Below are 18,120 nucleotides of genomic sequence, written 5' to 3' on the forward strand. Positions count from 1 at the left end.
TCAGCGGTCCCGCATCCGCCGCAGCGCCGGGCGCGACGAGGCCGGCCGCTCTCCGAGCCGGGCCGCGAACGAGGCGACCGTCGGGGCGTCGAACAGCGTCCGCAGCTGCACCTCGACGCCCATCGAGGCGAGGATCCTGCTCTGCAGGACGGTGGCGAGCAGCGAGTGCCCGCCGAGCGCGAAGAAGTCGTCGTCCACGCCGACCTCGGGCAGCCCGAGCACCTCGGCGAACAGCGCGCAGAGCCGCTCCTCGCGCTCGTCGGCGGGCGGGCGGCCGCCGCCCGCCCGCGCGGCGGGGTCGGGCGCCGGGAGGTTCGCGGCGTCGACCTTCCCGTTCGCGGTGAGCGGCAGCTCGGCGAGCGTCATCAGCGCGGCCGGGACCATCGACTCGGGCAGGTGCGCGCGAAGGTACGCGCGCAGTTCCGCCGGGTCGACGACGGCGCCGGGCGCGGGCACCACGTAGGCGACGAGCCGCCGGTCGAGGGCCGCGCGGCCGGCACCGGCCCGTTCCGGGGCCGGGTCCGTGACCCGGACGAGCCGTCCGGCGGTGGTCCAGCGGGCGCGGCCACCCGTCCGGTGGAGCCGCTCGCCCGCGCCGAAGGGGCTCGCGACGAACCGCTCGGCCGTCGCGCCGGGACGGCCCGCGTAGCCGCGCGCCAGGCCCGTGCCTCCCACGTACAGGTCGCCCACCACGCCCGGCGGGACGGGACGCAGCGCCGCGTCGAGCACGTACACGGCCGACCCGCCGAGCGCGGGCCCGGCGGTGTCCGGGGCGGGGGCCTGCGGCGCGGACAGCGCCAGCGTCGCGCCCGCCAGCAGCGCCGCCGTCGCTTCGCGGGCGAGGGCGCCGTCCGCCGGCGCGACCCGCGCACCGGGCCCGATCTCCAGTTCCCGGGCGCGGGCGACCGCCATGCGGGCCAGCCCGGCGTGGGTGACCATGACGCCCTCCTCGTCGAGGACGCAGGCGAGGTGGTCGAGCGGCGATCCGTCAAGGCTCAGCGCGCCGGGGTCGGGCGCGGTGAGGCTCGCCACCGTCTCCGGCGTCACGACGATGGCGGGCGCCGCGTCCGGCGCGGCGGTCCGCGCCGTGCCGAGCGGCAGGAGGGCGGCGCCGGTCTTGAGCACCGCCAGCAGCGCGACGACCAGGTCGGCGCCGCGCTCCAGCCGCACCCCGACCGCGGTCTCGGGGCCCGCGCCGCGGTCCGCGAGCAGCCGGGCGAGGCGGTCCGACCGCGCGTCCAGCTCGGCGTAGGAGAGGGCGCCGGCGGCGGATTCGACGGCGACCGCGTCCGGGGTCCGCGCGGCCTGGGCCGCGAACAGCTCGGGCACCGACCGCGCTTCGTCCGGCGCGTCCGCGGCGTTCCATTCGACGAGGAGGCGCGTGCGCTCGTCCTCGCCGAGGATCTCCACCTCGCCCAGCCGCGTCTCCGGCGCCGCGACCAGCCGCGCCAGCACGCGGCCGAACCGCTCGGCGAGCGCGGTGACCGACGCCGCGTCGAACAGGTCGGCGGCGGCGGTCACGGCGCCGCGCACCCCGGCGGGCGCGCCGTCCGCGCCGAACACCTCCTCGACGGACAGGTCCAGGTCGAACAGCGCCACCGACGTGCCGGTCGGCACCGGCGCGACCCGCACGCCCGGCAGCTCCGCCACGGCGCGCGCGTTGTTCTGCAACGTCAGCATCACCTGGAACAGCGGGTGCCGGGACCGCGACCGCGCCGGGGACAGCTTCTCCACCAGCCGCTCGAACGGCAGGTCCTGGTTCCCGATCGCGGCGAGGCTCGTCTCGCGGACGCGGCGCAGCACGTCCCGGAACGTCGGGTCGCCGGACAGGTCGGTGCGCAGCACCAGCGTGTTGACGAAGAACCCGACCAGGTCGTCGAGCGCGACGTCGGTGCGCCCCGCGTTGTCGGACCCGATCGGCACGTCGGTGCCCGCGCCCAGCCGCGACAGCAGCACCGCCAGCGCGGCCTGGAGGACCATGAACGTGGTCACGCCCTCGGCCCGCGCGACCTCGACGAGCCGCGCGTGCGCCTCCGCCGGGACGTCCAGCGGGACGGTGTGCCCCCGGTAGGACGCGGCGTGCGGGCGCGGACGGTCCGCCGGGAGCGCCAGCTCCTCGGGCGCGCCCGCCAGCGCGCCGCGCCAGTACGCGATCTGCCGCGAGATCACGCTCTCCGGGTCGTCCTCGTCGCCGAGCAGGTCGCGCTGCCAGAGCGCGTAGTCGGCGTACTGGACGGGCAGCGCCTCGAAGGCCGGGGCGCGCCCGCCGCGCCGCGCCGCGTACGCGGCGGACAGGTCCCGGGCGAGCAGCCCGGTCGACCAGCCGTCGCTCGCGATGTGGTGGACGATGATCACCAGCACCCGCTCGTCCGGCGCGGCCTCCAGCAGCCACGCGCGGATCGGGACCTCGGCGGCCAGGTCGAACACGTGCCCGGCGGCCTCGGCGACCGCGGCCGGCAGGTCCGCCTCGGGCACCCGGGACACCGCGAGGTCCCACCGCACATCGCCCGGCGCGAGGACGCGCTGGAAGGGTTCGCCGTCCGCCGCGCCGAACACCGTCCGCAGCGCCTCGTGCCGCGCGATCACGTCGCGGAACGCCGCGCCGAGCGCCCCCTCGTCCACCTCGCCGGACAGCCGCAGCGCCACCGGCATCGTGTAGGTGGTGCTCGGCCCCTCCAGCTGCTCGATGAACCAGAGCCGCCGCTGCGCGAACGACAGCGGGACCCGCTCGGGGCGCGGTGCCGCCGCGAGCGGCGCGCGGGACGTCGCGGCGCCGCCGGTCAGCCGCGCGGCCAGGCCCGCCGGGGTCGGCTCCTCGAACACGACGCGGATGTCCAGCTCGACGCCCAGCACGGCCCGGACCCGGCTCGCCAGCCGCACGGCCAGCAGCGAGTGCCCGCCGAGCGCGAAGAAGTCGTCGTCCGCGCCGACCCGTTCCACATCCAGGACCTGTGCGAACACCGCGCACAGGATCTCCTCTCGGACATCGGAGGGCCCCCGCCCGGCGGGCGGCCCGCCCGCGGCCGACGGCGCGGGCAGCGCGTCGCGGTCCAGCTTGCCGTTCACCGTGAGCGGCAGCTCGTCCAGCACCACGACCGCCGAGGGCACCATGTACTCCGGCAGGCGCGCAGCCGTGAACTCCAGCACCGACGCGGGCAGGTCCGCCGGACGGCCCGCGTCCGCGCCGGGCACGACGTAGGCGATCAGGCGCCGGTCGCCGGGGACGTCCTCGCGGACCACCACCGCCGACCGCGCGACCGCCGGGTGCTCGGCCACGACCGCGCCGACCTCGCCCGGCTCGACCCGGACGCCCCGGATCTTCACCTGGTCGTCGGCGCGGCCCGCGAACACGAGGTCGCCGCCGGTGGTCCAGCGCGCCCGGTCGCCCGTCCGGTAGAGGCGCCCGCCCGCGCCGAACGGGTTCGCGACGAACCGCTCCGCCGTCAGCGCCGCCCGGCCGAGGTAGCCGCGCGCCAGCCCGGCGCCCGCCACGTACAGCTCCCCGGCGACACCGGCCGGGACGGGCGCGAGCCGCTCGTCCAGCACGTACACGCGCGTGTTGGCGACCGGGCGGCCGATCGCGGTCTCCGCCGCGTCCGGGTCGCACCGCCACAGGGTCGCGTCGACCGTGGTCTCGGTCGGGCCGTAGGAGTTGAACATCCTCCGGCCGCGCGCCCACCGCGCCATCAGCTCCGGCGGGCACGCCTCCCCCGCGACGACCAGCGTCGTGTCCGGGCCGATCGCCCCGTCCTCCAGCGTCGCGAGGACGGCGGGCGGCAGCGTCACATGCGTGACGCGCTGCTCCGCGAGCATCCTCGGCAGCGCGTCGCCGAGGCGCCGCTCGGGCGGGATCACCACCAGCGTCGCGCCGGTCATGAGCGCCATCAGCCACTCCCACCCGAAGGTGTCGAAGCCCACCGACGCGAACTGGCCGACCCTGGACCCGGGGCCGACGCCCAGGTCCCGGACGTGCCCGGCGACCAGGCTCGCCACGCCCGCGTGCGACACCTGCACGCCCTTCGGGCGGCCGGTGGACCCCGACGTGTACACCACGTACGCGGGGTGCTCGGGCCTGGGCGAGGGGATTTCGGGCCACTCGTCCGGCTCGGGTGCGTCGACCGTGAGGCCGAGCGCCGGAGACGGGAGCAGGCCCGCCGTTCCCGCCGACACCAGCACCGCCGCCGGAGCCGAGTCCTCGATCATGTAGGCGACGCGGTCCGCCGGGTACTCCGGGTCGATCGGCACGTACGCGCCCCCGGCCTTCAGCACGCCCAGCAGCGCCACCAGCAGGTCGGCGCCGCGCTCCAGGCAGACCCCGACCGTCGTCTCGGGGCCGACGCCCCGGTCGGCCAGGACCCGGGCGAGGCGGTCGGAGCGCGCGTCCAGCTCCGCGTAGGACGTCGCGGCGCCACCGGCGACGACCGCCGCCGCGCCGGGGTCCGCCGCCACCCGCGCCGCGAACAGCTCGGGAACCGTCGCCCGCGGCACGTCCACCGCCGTGTCGTTCCACGCGGTCAGCATCCGGTCGCGCTCGCCCGCGCCGAACGCGTCCAGGCCGCTGAGGCGCAGGTCGGGCGCGTCCGCGAGCCGCTCCAGCGTCCGGACGAGCCGCTCGGCCAGCGCGTCGGCGGTGCGCGGCTCGAACAGGTCCGCCGCCGCGATCACCGAGCCGCGCACCCCGGCGGGCGCGCCGCCCGCGTCGAACACCTCCCCGACGAGGACGTCGAGGTCGAACTTCGCGGTGGCCGCGCCGAGCGGCAGCGCCGTGACGCGCAGGCCCGGCAGGTCGAGGTCGGCGTCCGCGTTGTTCTGGAGGGTCAGCATCACCTGGAACAGCGCGTGCCGGGCCATCGACCGGCTCGGCGACAGCTCCTCCACCAGCTTCTCGAACGGGACGTCCTGGTGCGTGAACGCCGCCAGGCCGCGCTCCCTGACCCGCGCGAGGACCTCGCGGAACGTCGGGTCGCCCGACAGGTCCGTCCGGACGACGAGCGTGTTGATGAAGAACCCGACCAGGTCGTCCAGGGCCTCGTCGGACCGCCCGGCGTTGGGCGAGCCGATCGGGACGTCGGTGCCCGCGCCGAGCCGCGACAGCAGCATCGCCAGCGCGGCCTGGAGCACCATGAACGTCGTGACGTTCTCCTCGCGCGCGATCTCCCGCAGCCGCGCGTGCACCCCGGCGGGGACCTCGACCGGCGCCCGGTGCCCCCGGTACCCGGCCACCGGCGGGCGCCGGTGGTCGGCCGGCAGGCTCAGCTCCTCGGGCGCGCCCGCCAGCGCATCCCGCCAGTAGGCGACCTGCCGGGAGATCAGGCTGCCCGGGTCGTTCTCGTCGCCGAGCAGCTCCCGCTGCCACAGCGCGTAGTCGGCGTACTGGACGGGCAGCGGCTCCCACTCCGGCGCCCGCCCCTCGCGGCGCGCCGCGTAGGCGGCCGACAGGTCCATCGCCAGCGGCCGGGGCGACCAGCCGTCGCTCGCGATGTGGTGCAGGACGACGACGAGGACCCGCTCCCGCTCACCCTCCTCGAACAGCCACGCGCGGATCGGCACCTCCTCCGACAGGTCGAACGGGTAGCGGATCACCTCGTCCACGGCCGCGTCGAGGTCGGCCGGGGCACCGGCGGCCTCCAGCTCCCAGTCCAGGTCCGCGAGGTCGAGGACCTGCTGGTAGGGCACGCCGTCCACCACGGTCAGCCGCGTGCGCAGCACCTCGTGGCGGTCCAGGACGTCCCGGAGCGCGAGCGCCAGCGCCTCCTGGTCCACCTGGCCGGACAGCCGCAGCGCGACCGGGACGTTGTAGGTGGCGCTGGGCCCTTCGAGCTGCCCGATGAACCAGAGCCGCTGCTGCGCGAACGACAGCGGGATCCGCTCGGGGCGCTCCCTCCGGGTGAGCGGCGTCCGCGCAGCGCCGGCGCCGTTCGCGGCCAGCCGGGCGGCGAGCCCCGCGACGGTCGGCGCGTCGAACAGCGTCCTGAGCGGGACCTCCACGCCGAGGACGGTCCGGACGCGGCTGATCAGCCGGGTGGCCAGCAGCGAGTGCCCGCCGAGCTCGAAGAAGTCGTCCTCGACCCCGATGCCGTCCAGGCCCAGGACCTGCGCGAAGACGCCGCAGAGGATCTCCTCCTGGAGGGTGTTCGCTCCCCGTCCCGCGCCGGAGGCGTAGACCGGCGCGGGCAGCGCCCGCCGGTCGAGCTTGCCGTTCACGGTCAGCGGCAGGGCGTCCATGACGACGACGGCCGACGGCACCATGTAGTCCGGCAGCCGCTCACCGACGAAGGCCCGAACCGCCGCCGGCAGGTCCTCGCCCGCGGCCCCGGCGGGCACGACGTAGGCGACCAGGCGCTTCTCACCGGGGGTGTCCTCGCGGACGAGGATCGCGGCCTGCCGCGCACCCGGATGCGCCGCCACCGCGGACCGGACATCGCCCGGCTCGATCCGGAACCCGCGGATCTTGACCTGGTCGTCCGCGCGTCCCGCGAACACCAGCAGGCCGTCCGGGGTCCAGCGGACCCGGTCACCCGTCCGGTACATCCGCTCGCCCGGACCCCCGAAGGGGTCGGACACGAACCGTTCGGCCGTCAGCGCGGGCCGGTTCAGGTAGCCGCGCGAGACGCCCGCACCGGCGATGTACACCTCGCCCGCGACCCCGACCGGAACCGGCGACAGGCGCTCGTCCAGCACGTAGACGCGGGTGTTGCGGATCGGCGAGCCGATCGGCACATCCGGCCGGCCCGCCGCCGCCCGCCACACCACGGCATCGGCCGTGGTCTCGGTCTGACCGTAGGTGTTGAGCAGCTTCCGGCCCGGCGCCCACCGCTCGATCAGCTCCGGCGGGCACGGCTCGCTCCCGACCTCGATCACCACATCGGCGGGAACGGCGTCCGCGGCGACACCGGCGAGCACCGACGGCGGCACCGTGAGATGCGTGATCTCCTGCTCGGCGATGAACTCCGCCAGCGCGTCCCCGAGCCGCCGCTCGTCGGGAACGACCACCAGCGTCCCGCCGTTGGTCAGCGCCATCGACCATTCCAGGCACAGGATGTCGAACGTCACCGACGAGAACTGCGCCACCCGCGACCCCGGACCGGCACCGAACCGGTCCAGCGCCGCGACCGTGTTCGCGAACCCACCGTCCGACACGCCGACCGCCTTCGGACGGCCGGTGGAACCGGACGTGTACGTCACGTACAGCAGCTGGTCCGGCAGCACCGGCGACCGCTCGCCCTCGCCCAGCGGCTCGGCCGACACCCCGTCGAGCGCCCGCTCGGTCTCCGGATCGTCCAGCACGGTCACCGGGATGTCGGTGTCGGGGACCGAGGCGAGGGTGCCGGAAGAGGCCAGCACCAGCACCGGGCGCTCCTCGGCGAACATCGCCGCGACCCGCTCACCCGGGAAGCCCGGGTCCACGCACAGGTACGCGCCGCCGGCCTTCAGCACGGCCAGCATCGCCACGACCAGATCGGCGCCCCGCCCCAGCACCGGGGCCACCACCGACTCCCGGCCCACGCCACGCCCGATCAGCAACCGCGCCAACCGGTTCGCGCGGCCGTCCAGCTCCGCATACGTCAGCCGCACGTCGCCGTCGACCAGGGCGGCCGCGTCCGGGCGCGCCACCACCTGCGCCTCGAACAGCCCCACCACCGACACCGGCGGCACCTCGGCGCCCGTGTCGTTCCACTCCACCAGGACCCGACCGCGCTCATCCTCGTCCAGCACACCGATGGCGCCGAGCGGGACGTTCCGGCCCTTCTCCAGCGCGGCGACGAGGTTCCGGACGGCGGTGTGCAGAAGCGAGCCGACCGCGCGCGGGTCGATCGGCGGGACGGCGTCGACGGCGAGCCGGATCCGGTCGCCCTCGTCGTCGACCGAGACCGACAGCGGGAAGTTGTCGCGCTCCTCGGAGTACAGGAGCGTGACGCCCTCCAGCCGCCCGCCGGTCTCGCCGGACGAGGCCAGCGCGGTGTTGTGGCGGTAGTTGAGCAGGGACGTGAACAGCGGGGTGTCGCCCGCGACGCCGCTGGCGCGCTGCGCGACGGCGAGCGGGGCGTGCTCGTGCTCCAGGAGCCCGGCGAGCTGCCCGCGCATCGCCGACACCGCGTCCAGGACGCCGACCTCGCCCGTGCGCATCCGCACCGGCAGCGTGTTCATGAACGGGCCGGGGACGCGGTCGGCTCCGGCGCCCGCGTTCATCCGGCCGAACAGGACGGTGCCGAAGACGACGTCGTCGCGGCTCGACACGGCCGCGAGCACGCGCGCCCACGCCACGTGCATCAGCGTCGCGGGGCTCGCGCCGAGGCCGCGCGCGACCTCCAGCAGCCGGGCGTGCAGGTCCGGTTCGACGGGAACGAGCTCGCGGACCAGCGCGCCGCCGTCGCCCCGCACGTCGACCTGGTCGAACGGGGCGGTCGTCTCGTCGACGTCGCCGAGCAGCTCGGCGAAGTGGCGTTCGTGTTCGGCGCGGTCGACGCCGCTCCGGGCCTGCGCGACGAAGTCGCGGAACGGCAGCGGCGCGGGGAGCCGGTCGCCGCGTCCGGCGAGGAACGCCTGGACCTCCTCGAAGAGGATCTCCAGCGCGGTGTGGTCGCGGACGGCGTGGTGGGCGCGGACGAGCGCCACCCACCGCCCGCCGGGGGCGGCCGCGATGTGGAGGTCCATCAGCGGCGCGCGGCGCAGGTCCATCGCCAGTCCGGCGGCGGCGAGGAGCTGCTCCACCTGTCCGGGCCCGCCCGGGTCGAGGACGATCTCCCGGACGGGCAGCGCGGCGCGGCGCCACACGACCTGCACCGGCTCCCGCACGCCCTCCCACACGATGGACGTGCGGAAGATGTCGTGCCGGTCGATGACGTGCTGGAGCGCGTCCACGAACGCGTCGAGCCGGGCGCGGGTGTCGAACTCCAGCACGGTCGGCAGCACGTAGGCGTCGTCGCCGCCGTCCACCAGCAGGTGGTGGAAGAGGAGCCCCTCCTGGAGCGGCGCGAGCGGGTAGATGTCGGCGACGTTCGGCGCGCCGCCCGCGACGGTCGCGACGACCCGTCCGACCTCGGCGGCGTCCAGGTCGGCGAGCGGCAGCATCTCCGGCGTGATCTCGGTCGCGTCCGGCGGGATGAGGTTCGGCGGGGCCTGCGGGCGCCCGGCGTCCAGGGCGGCGGCGAGGCCGGCGGGCGTCGGGGCCTGGAAGAACGCCCGCACCGGGACGGAGACGCCGCGCGAGCGCAGCAGCGCCACCAGCCGGATCGCCAGCAGCGACTGCCCGCCGAGCTGGAAGAAGTCGTCGTCGACGCCGACCGTCTCGACGCCGAGGACCTCGGCGAACGCGGCGCAGACGATCTCCTCGCGGACGGTCGCCGGGCCGCGCGCGGCGGCGGCCCCGGCGTACTCGGGCTCGGGGAGCGCGGCGCGGTCGAGCTTGCCGCCCGCGGTCAGCGGCAGCGCCTCCAGCACCACCACGGCGGAGGGGATCATGTAGTCCGGCAGCCGCTCCGCCACGAACCCGCGCACGTCCGCGGGAAGATCGGCGACGGCGGCGGACGGCACGACGTAGCCGATCAGACGCCGGTCGCCGGGGACGTCCTCGCGGACGGCCACGACCGCCTGCCCCACCGCCGGGTGCGCGGCGATCACGGCCTGGACCTCGCCGGGCTCCACCCGGAACCCGCGGATCTTGACCTGGTCGTCGGCCCGGCCGAGGAACTCCAGGTGCCCGGCGGCCGTCCAGCGGACGCGGTCGCCGCTGCGGTACACGCGGGCGCCCGGGTCGAACGGGGACGCCACGAAGCGCTCGGCCGTCAGGCCCGGACGGTTCGCGTAGCCGCGCGCGACGCCCGTGCCCGCGACGTACAGCTCGCCCGGCACGCCCACCGGGACCGGGCGGAGCCGCTCGTCCAGCACGTAGACGCGGGCGCCCGCGACCGGGACGCCGATGACGGGGGCGGCCGACATCGACGTCCGGGCCACGGCCGCGACCACCGTCGTCTCGGTCGGCCCGTAGAGGTTGAGCCCGTCGGTGCCCTCCAGCGACCGCAGCCGCGTCCACAGCTCCGGCGCGACGGCCTCGCCGCCGACGCCGACGCCGAGCGGCCGCCAGCCGGCGCCCTCGAACAGGCCCTCGTCCACGAGGAGCCGCAGGTAGGACGGGGTCACCTCGGCGAAGTCGATGCGCCCCTCGACCAGGCGGCGGGCCAGCGCGCCCGCGTCGCCCCAGGTCGCGGCGTCGATCACGTGGAGTTCGTGGCCGGTGAACAGGGCGGCGAGCTGGTTCCAGGACGCGTCGAACGACACCGACGTCGTCAGCGCGACCCGCAGCCGCCCGCCGCCGGCGCGGGCCGCCATCGGCCCGTACACCGCCGTGCGGTGCTGCTCGCACAGCCCGGTGATCGCGCGGTGCTCGACCACCACGCCCTTCGGCCGTCCCGTCGACCCCGAGGTGTAGATCACGTAGGCGGGGTGGGCGGGCAGCGGGCGGGCGTGGCCGCTCAGCGCGCTCCCGTCCAGCGCCGCCAACTCCGCCACCGTCCCGGGATCGTCCAGGACGAGCCGCGCCGCCTTCCCGGGCAGCGCCGCCCCCGCCGACGCGGTCGTGAGGACGGTGACGGGCGCGGCGTCCTCGATCATGTAGGCGATGCGGTCGGCCGGGTACTCCGGGTCGAGCGGCACGTAGGCGCCGCCCGCCTTCAGCACACCGAGGATCGCCACGACCAGCTCGGCGCCGCGCTCCAGGCACACCCCGACCCGCGACTCGGGCCCGACCCCCCGGCCGACCAGCAGCCGCGCCACGCGGTTCGCGCGCTCCTCCACCTCCGCGAACGTCAGCGCGACACCCCCGAAGACCAGCGCCGTGGCGTCCGGCGTCCGCGCCACCTGCGCCTCGAACAGCTCCGGCAGCGACGCGGCCCCGACCTCGCGGGCGGTGTCGTTCCACTCGGCCAGGACGAGCCGCCGCTCGCCCTCGTCCAGGACCTCCAGCGCGCTCAGCCGCGTCTCCGGCGCGGCGACCAGCAGGCCCAGCACCCGCACCCACCGGCGGACGATCCCCTCGGCCGTGCCGGGGTCGAACAGGTCGGCCGCCGCGACCAGGCCGCCGCGCAGGCCCGCCGGGGCCCCGCCCTCGTCGAAGGTCTCGGCGAGGGTCCAGTCGAGATCGAACTTGGCGGCCGAGGTCCGCGCCTTCGTCCCGGAGACGCGGACGCCCGGCAGGTCCAGCACCGGCTCGGCGTTGTTCTGGACCTTCAGCATCACCTGGAACAGCGGGTGCCGGGAGAGCGACCGCGCCGGGGACAGCTCCTCCACCAGCCGCTCGAACGGCACGTCCTGGTGTTCGAGGGCGGCGAGGCTCGTCTCCCGGACCCGGGCGAGCACCTCGCGGAACGTCGGGTCGCCCGACAGGTCGGCCCGGACCACGAGCGTGTTGATGAAGAACCCGACCAGGTCGTCGAGCGCGTCGTCGGTGCGGCCCGCGTTGGCGGCGCCGGTCGGCACGTCGGTGCCCGCGCCGAGCCGCGACAGCAGCATCACCAGCGCGGCCTGCACGACCATGTAGGTGGTGACGGCCTCGGTCCGCGCGACGTCCGCGAGGCGCGCGTGAACGTCCGCCGGGACCTCCACCGGCACCTCGTGCCCGCGATGGGACGACACCGCCGGGCGCGGGCGGTCGAAGGGCAGCGCCAGCTCCTCGGGCGATCCCGCCAACGCGTCCCGCCAGTAGGCGACCTGGCGCGACATCACGCTGTCCGGGTCGCTCTCGTCGCCCAGCAGCTCCCGCTGCCACAACGCGTAGTCCGCGTACTGGACGGGCAGCGGCTCCCACTCCGGCTCCCGCCCCTCGACGCGGGCCGCGTAGGCGGTCGAGAGGTCGCGGGCGAGCGGTTCCATCGACCAGCCGTCACCCGCGATGTGGTGCACCACGACGACGAGCGTCCGCTCGTCCGGCGCGGTCTCGAACAGCCACGCCCTGATCGGGATCTCCGACGCCGGGTCGAACGGCCGCCCGGCCGCCTCCGCGACGGCGCCCGCCAGCCGGTCCGGCGCCACCTCGGCGACCGTCGGCGCCCAGTCCAGGTCGGCGAGGTCCGCGACGCGCTGGAACGGCTCGCCGTCCAGGACGCCGATGCGGGTCCGCAGCACCTCGTGGCGCCCGATCACGTCCCGCAGCGCCAGCGTGAGCGCGCCCCGGTCCACGGCGCCGGACAGGCGCAGCGCGATCGGGATGTTGTAGGTGGAGTCGGCACCGTCGAGCTGGCCGATGAACCACAGCCGCCGCTGCGCGAACGACAGCGGAACGGTTTCCGGGCGCTCCGCCGCGCCGAGCGCCGCCCGCGCCGCCGGGGCGTCGCCGAGCAGCGCCGCCAGCCCGGCGGGGGTGGGGGCCCGGAACAGCGTCCGCAGCGGCACCTCGACGCCGAGGACGGTCCGCACCCGGCTGATCAGCCGGGTCGCCAGCAGCGAGTGGCCGCCCAGCGCGAAGAAGTCGTCGTCGACCCCGGCCCGCTCCAGGCCGAGGACCTCCGCGAACACCCCGCAGAGCAGCTGCTCCCTGACCGTGGACGGCGCGCGCCCCGCGCCCGCCGCGTAGCGGGGGACGGGCAGGGCCGCCCGGTCGAGCTTGCCGTTCGGGGTCAGCGGCAGGGCGTCCAGCGCCACGACGGCCGAGGGCACCATGAAGTCGGGCAGCCGCCGACGGACGGACTCCCGCACCGACTCCGGCAGCGCCCCGGCGTCCTGCCCGCCGGCGGGGACGACGTAGGCGACGAGGCGCCGGTCGCCCGGAACGTCCTCGCGCACGACCACCGACACACGCGACACACCCGGATGCGCGGCCACCGCGGCCTCGACCTCGCCGGGCTCGATCCGGAATCCGCGGACCTTCACCTGGTCGTCGGCGCGGCCGAGGAACTCCAGGCGCCCGTCGGCGTCCCAGCGCACCAGGTCGCCCGTGCGGTACATGCGGGCGCCGGGCTCGAACGGGCACGCCGTGAACCGCTCGGCGGTCAGCCCGGCGCGGCCGGCATAGCCGCGCGCGAGACCCGCGCCGCTGACGTACAGCTCGCCCGCGACGCCCGCGGGCACCGGACGCAGCGACCGGTCCAGCACGTAGGCGCGGGTGTTCGCCAGCGGACGTCCCACCAGCGGGCGGGGGCTCTCGGCGACCTCGCAGGCCAGCACGTGCACGGTGCACTCGGTCGGCCCGTACAGGTTGAGGCCGAGGGTCCCCTCCGACCGGCCGATCCGCTCCCACAGCTCGGCGCCGACCGCCTCGCCGCCGAGCAGCAGCACCTTCGGGCGGAGCGCCGGATCGTCCAGCAGCCCCTCCTCCACCATCCGCTCGGCCTGGGACGGGGTGACGCTCACCCCCTCGATGCCGTGCGCGGCGATGTGGCCCATCAGCGCGGGCGTGTCGCGGCGCACGTCGTCGGCGATGACGTGCAGCTCATGGCCCGCCACCATCCACAGCAGGAACTCCCACGCGGCGTCGAACGACAGCGACCACGTGAGCGCCACGCGCAGCCGCCGCCCGTCCCGCGCGAACGCGCCCGCCCGCGAGAAGCCGAACAGGTTGGTGAGCCCGGCGTGCGGCACGACCACGCCCTTGGGCCGTCCCGTCGAACCCGAGGTGTAGATCACGTAGGCGGGGTTCAGCGGGGACGCGAGCGTGCGCTCGTCCGGGCCGAGCGGCGTGGCCGGCAGCGCCGCGAGGGCCCCGGCGGTGTCCGGGTCGTCCAGGACGATCGTCGCGGTCGCCGCGACCTGCTCGGCGGTGTGCGCGGACGTCAGCACCACCGCCGGGGCGGCGTCGGCGAGCATGTGCGCGATGCGCTCCGCCGGGTAGTCGGGGTCGATCGGCAGGTACGCGGCGCCCGCCTTCAGCACGGCGAGGAGCGCGGGCAGCAGGTCGGCGCCGCGCTCAAGGCAGACGCCCACCGACGCCTCGGGGCCCGCGCCGCGACCGACGAGGAACCGCGCCAGCCGATTGGCGCGCGCGTCCAGTTCGGCATAGGTGAGCCGTTCGTCCTCGAACACGACCGCGACCGCGTCGGGGGTGCGGGCGGCCTGGGCCTCGAACAGCTCCGGCACCGTCGCGGGCGGGACGTCGGACGCCGTGTCGTTCCACTCGACGAGGAGGCGGTGCGCGTCGTCCGCGTCCAGGACGTCCACGGCGTCCAGGAGGGCGGGGGCGCCGCCGTCCAGGGCCGCTTCGAGCGCGGCCACCAGGCCGTGCGTCGCGGTTCGGACCAGCGCGGCCACGGCGTGCGGGGCGACCGGCGCCACCGCGTCGACGGCCAGCGCGATGTCGGTTCCGTCGTCGTCCACGGAGACGGCGAGGGGGTAGTTGGAGCGCTCGCGGCTGAACACCGTCCGGACGCCCGCGATGTCCTTGGTCTCGGTGTTGTGACGGTAGTTGAACAGGGCGGTGAAGAGGGGCGAGTCGCCGGGCACGGCGCCGGCCCGCTGCGCGAGGGACAGCGGAGCGTGCTCGTGCACCATCAGTGCCGCGAGCTGCTCACGCATCGCGGTGACGGCGGCCCGTACGTCCGGTCCGCCGGTCCGGACCCGGACGGGCAGGGTGTTGATGAACGGCCCCGGCATCCGGTCGGCGCCCGCCCCGGCGCCCATCCGGCCGGACAGGACCGTCCCGAACACGACGTCGTCACGTCCCGACACGGCGGCGAGGGCACGTGCCCACGCCACGTGCATCACGGTCGCCACGCTGCTGCCCAGCCGTCGAGAGACCTCGCGCAGCCGCGTGCTCAACTCCGCCTCGAAGGGGACGACCGCATGCGCGGCGCCCTCGCCTTCGCCGCGCACGTCCAGCAGCCCGAACGGAGCCGTGGGCTCATCGACGTCGCCGAGCAGCCCGGTGAAGTACCGCTCGTGCTCCTCGGCACCGGCCCCGGCCCGCGCCCGTGCGACGAACTCGCGGAACGGCGGCGGGGTGGGCAGCCATCCGGCGCGTCCCTCGACGAACGCCCGCACCTCCCCGAGCAGGACGTCCAGCGCGGTGTGGTCCTGGACCATGTGGTGCGCGCGGATCAGCGCGAGCCACCGGTCGCCGTCGGGGGCGGTGTGGACGCTGATCAGCGGGGCGCGTCCCAGGTCCATCGAGGTGCCGACCGCCGCCACGAGGCCGGCCACCGGATCGGCGCCTGCGGGGTCCAGGGCCACCTCCTCGACGGGCAGGACGGCGCGGCGCGCGACCACCTGCACCGGCTCGCGCAGGCCCTCCCAGACGATCGAGGTCCGGAGGATGTCGTGCCGGTCGACCACGTGCTGCAGCGCCTCGGTGAACGCGTCGAGCAGGTCGCGGGAGTCGAATTCCAGGACGGTCGGCATGACGTAGGCGTCGTCACCGCCGTCGGCGAGGAGGTGGTGGAACAGCAGCCCTTCCTGGAGCGGGGCGAGGGGATAGATGTCGGCGACGTTCGGCGCGCCGCCCTCGACCGTGGCGACGATGCGGTCGAGTTCCGCGGCCGAGAGTTCCACGGGCGGCAGTTCCGGAACGGCGAACGCCTCGGTACCCGCCACGGCGGCGAGGCCCGCCGGAGTGGACGACTCGAACAGCGCCCGCACCGGCACCTGAATGCCGTGGCCGCGCAGCCTTTCCACGAGCCGCACCGCGAGCAGCGAATGGCCGCCGAGCGCGAAGAAGTCGTCATCGACACCGACCCCGTCGAGCCCGAGAACCTCGGCGAACACCGCGCACAGGATCTCCTCGCGGGCGTTGGACGGCGCTCTCCCAGAGGTGTCACCTGTCTGATCCGGAGCGGGAAGGGCCTTGCGGTCCAGCTTTCCGTTGGCCGTCAAAGGCAGCGCGTCCAGCACCATGAACACCGACGGCACCATGTAACCGGGAAGGATCTGGGATACCTGAACTCGAAGCTCGGCCAGGTCCGGCACAGAATCCGAATCGGCCACGACATACCCGGCCAAGCGGCCGTCGTGAACGGTGGCCGCCGCGCGTGCCACTCCCCCGAGACGCTCCAGCGCGGCCTCGACCTCACCCAGCTCGATCCGGAAGCCGCGCACCTTCACCTGGTCGTCGGTACGGCCCAGGCATTCCAGGGTTCCATCGCCGCGCCAGCGCGCCAGATCCCCCGTCCGATACATCCGAGCCGACGGAACGAACGGGCACGCCACAAAACGCTCCGCCGTCAACTCCGGACGGCCGAGATAACCGCGCGCCAACTGAGCCCCGGCCAGATACAGCTCACCCGTCACACCGGGAGCGACCGGCTGAAGGAACTCATCGAGCACGAACGCCGATGTGTTGGCGAAGGGGCGGCCGATCGACACCGGGCCCGCATCGACCGGGGCCGACGTCGCCCAGATCGTCGCCTCGGTCGGCCCGTACACGTTCACCGCATCCAGACCAAGCGCGTGCATCCGAGTCGCCAGTTCCTGCGGGAGCGCCTCGCCACCCACCAGAACACGCACCTCGGCAGGCCAGCCCTCCACGTCCAGCAACGCCCGCCACAACGACGGCACCGCCTGCATCACCGTCCCGCCACTACCCCGCACCAACTCAGCCAGAGCCCGGGGCTCGGCCACGGTTTCCCGGTCGGCCAACACGACGCGCGCACCCGAGACCAGCGGCAGGAACAACTCCAACGCCGCGATGTCGAACGACACCGTCGTCACCGCGACAAGCCGATCCTCCGGGCCCAGCGGCACCCGCTCACCCATCGCCCACAGATGGTTCACCAAGGCGCCGTGACCGACCACCACACCCTTCGGACGCCCCGTCGACCCCGACGTATGAATCACATACGCCGAATCATCCGCTTCGACGGACGCACGGCGCTCCAACGGCTGCCCGGCAAGGTCGAGATCCTCCACGACCAGCACATCGGCGACATCCGTCGGCAGAACCCCGACCGTGGCGGCCGAAGCCAGTACGCACACCGGCGAAGCGTCCGCCAGCACGAAACCAATACGCTCCGCCGGATACTCCGGATCCACCGGCACATACGCGCCACCGGCCTTCAACACCGCCAGCAACGACACCACCAGATCCACCGACCGCTCCACCACCACCGCGACCAGCGAACCGACACCCACACCACGCCCGACCAACAACCGCGCCAAACAACCGGCCCGAGCATCCAACTCCGCGAACGTCACCGACCGCTCGCCCGCCACCACCGCGACGGCAGCGGGAGAACGCGCCGCCTGCGCCTCGAACCACTCCACCACCGACCCATGCGGGACCTCGTCCGCCACCCCGGTCCCGCCCGCGAGAACCTCCCGCAGCTCGTCCTCCGCGAGCACGGGGACGGCCGCGAGACGGGTGCGGGGGTCGGTGACGAGCAGGTCGAGGACGCGCGTCAGGCGCTCGGCGAACCGCGTCGCCGACTCGACCTCGAACAGGTCCGCCGCCGCGATCAGCGAGCCGCGCACCCCTCCCGGGGCGCCGTCGGCCGCGAAGTCCTCACCCAGGACGACGTCCAGGTCGAACCGGGCCGGGGAGGTGCCCGCCGCCATCGGCTCGGCCCGCAGGCCGGGCAGGTCGACGACGGCCTCGGCGTTGTTCTGCCAGGTGAGCATGACCTGGAACAGCGGGTGCCGGGCCATCGACCGGGCCGGGGACAGCTCCTCCACGAGCTTCTCGAACGGCACGTCCTGGTGGGCGAGACCGGCGAGGCCGGCGTCGCGGACGCGGGCGAGGACGTCGCGGAACCCGGGGTTCCCGGACAGGTCGGTGCGGACGACGAGGGTGTTGACGAAGAACCCGACCAGGTCGTCCAGCGCCTCGTCGGTGCGCCCGGCGGTCGCGGAGCCGATCGGGATGTCGGTGCCGGCGCCCAGCCGCGAGAGCAGGACCGCGAGCGCGGCCTGCACGACCATGTAGGTGGTGACGCCTTCAGCGCGCGCCGTCTCCAGCAACCGGGCGTGGACGTCGGCGGGGATCTCGATCGGCACCCGGTGCCCGCGGTGGGAGGCGGCGGCCGGGCGGGGACGGTCGGTCGGCAGGTCCAGTTCCTCGGGCGCGCCCGCGAGGGCGTCCCGCCAGTAGGCGACCTGGCCGGAGATGACGCTCGCGGGGTCGTTCTCGTCGCCGAGCAGTTCCCGCTGGCGCAGGGCGTAGTCGGCGTACTGGACGGGCAGCGCCTTCCACACCGGGGCACGCCC

1 protein-coding gene (only partly in view) is annotated in these 18,120 nt (G+C 75.3%); it reads right to left on the bottom strand.

From position 1 onward, the window contains the following. A protein-coding gene (locus KLI87_RS29945; protein ID WP_214619717.1) for a non-ribosomal peptide synthase/polyketide synthase crosses the window boundary here: on the bottom strand, positions 1 to 18,120 show its 3' portion. It continues 13,176 nt past the right edge of the window; 18,120 of the gene's 31,296 nt are visible here — the last part of the coding sequence; its start codon lies off the right edge, out of view — the gene reads right to left on this strand; its stop codon occupies positions 1 to 3.

This window comes from Actinomadura sp. NEAU-AAG7 (genome assembly GCF_018603865.1).
Lineage (GTDB): Bacteria > Actinomycetota > Actinomycetes > Streptosporangiales > Streptosporangiaceae > Spirillospora > Spirillospora litoris.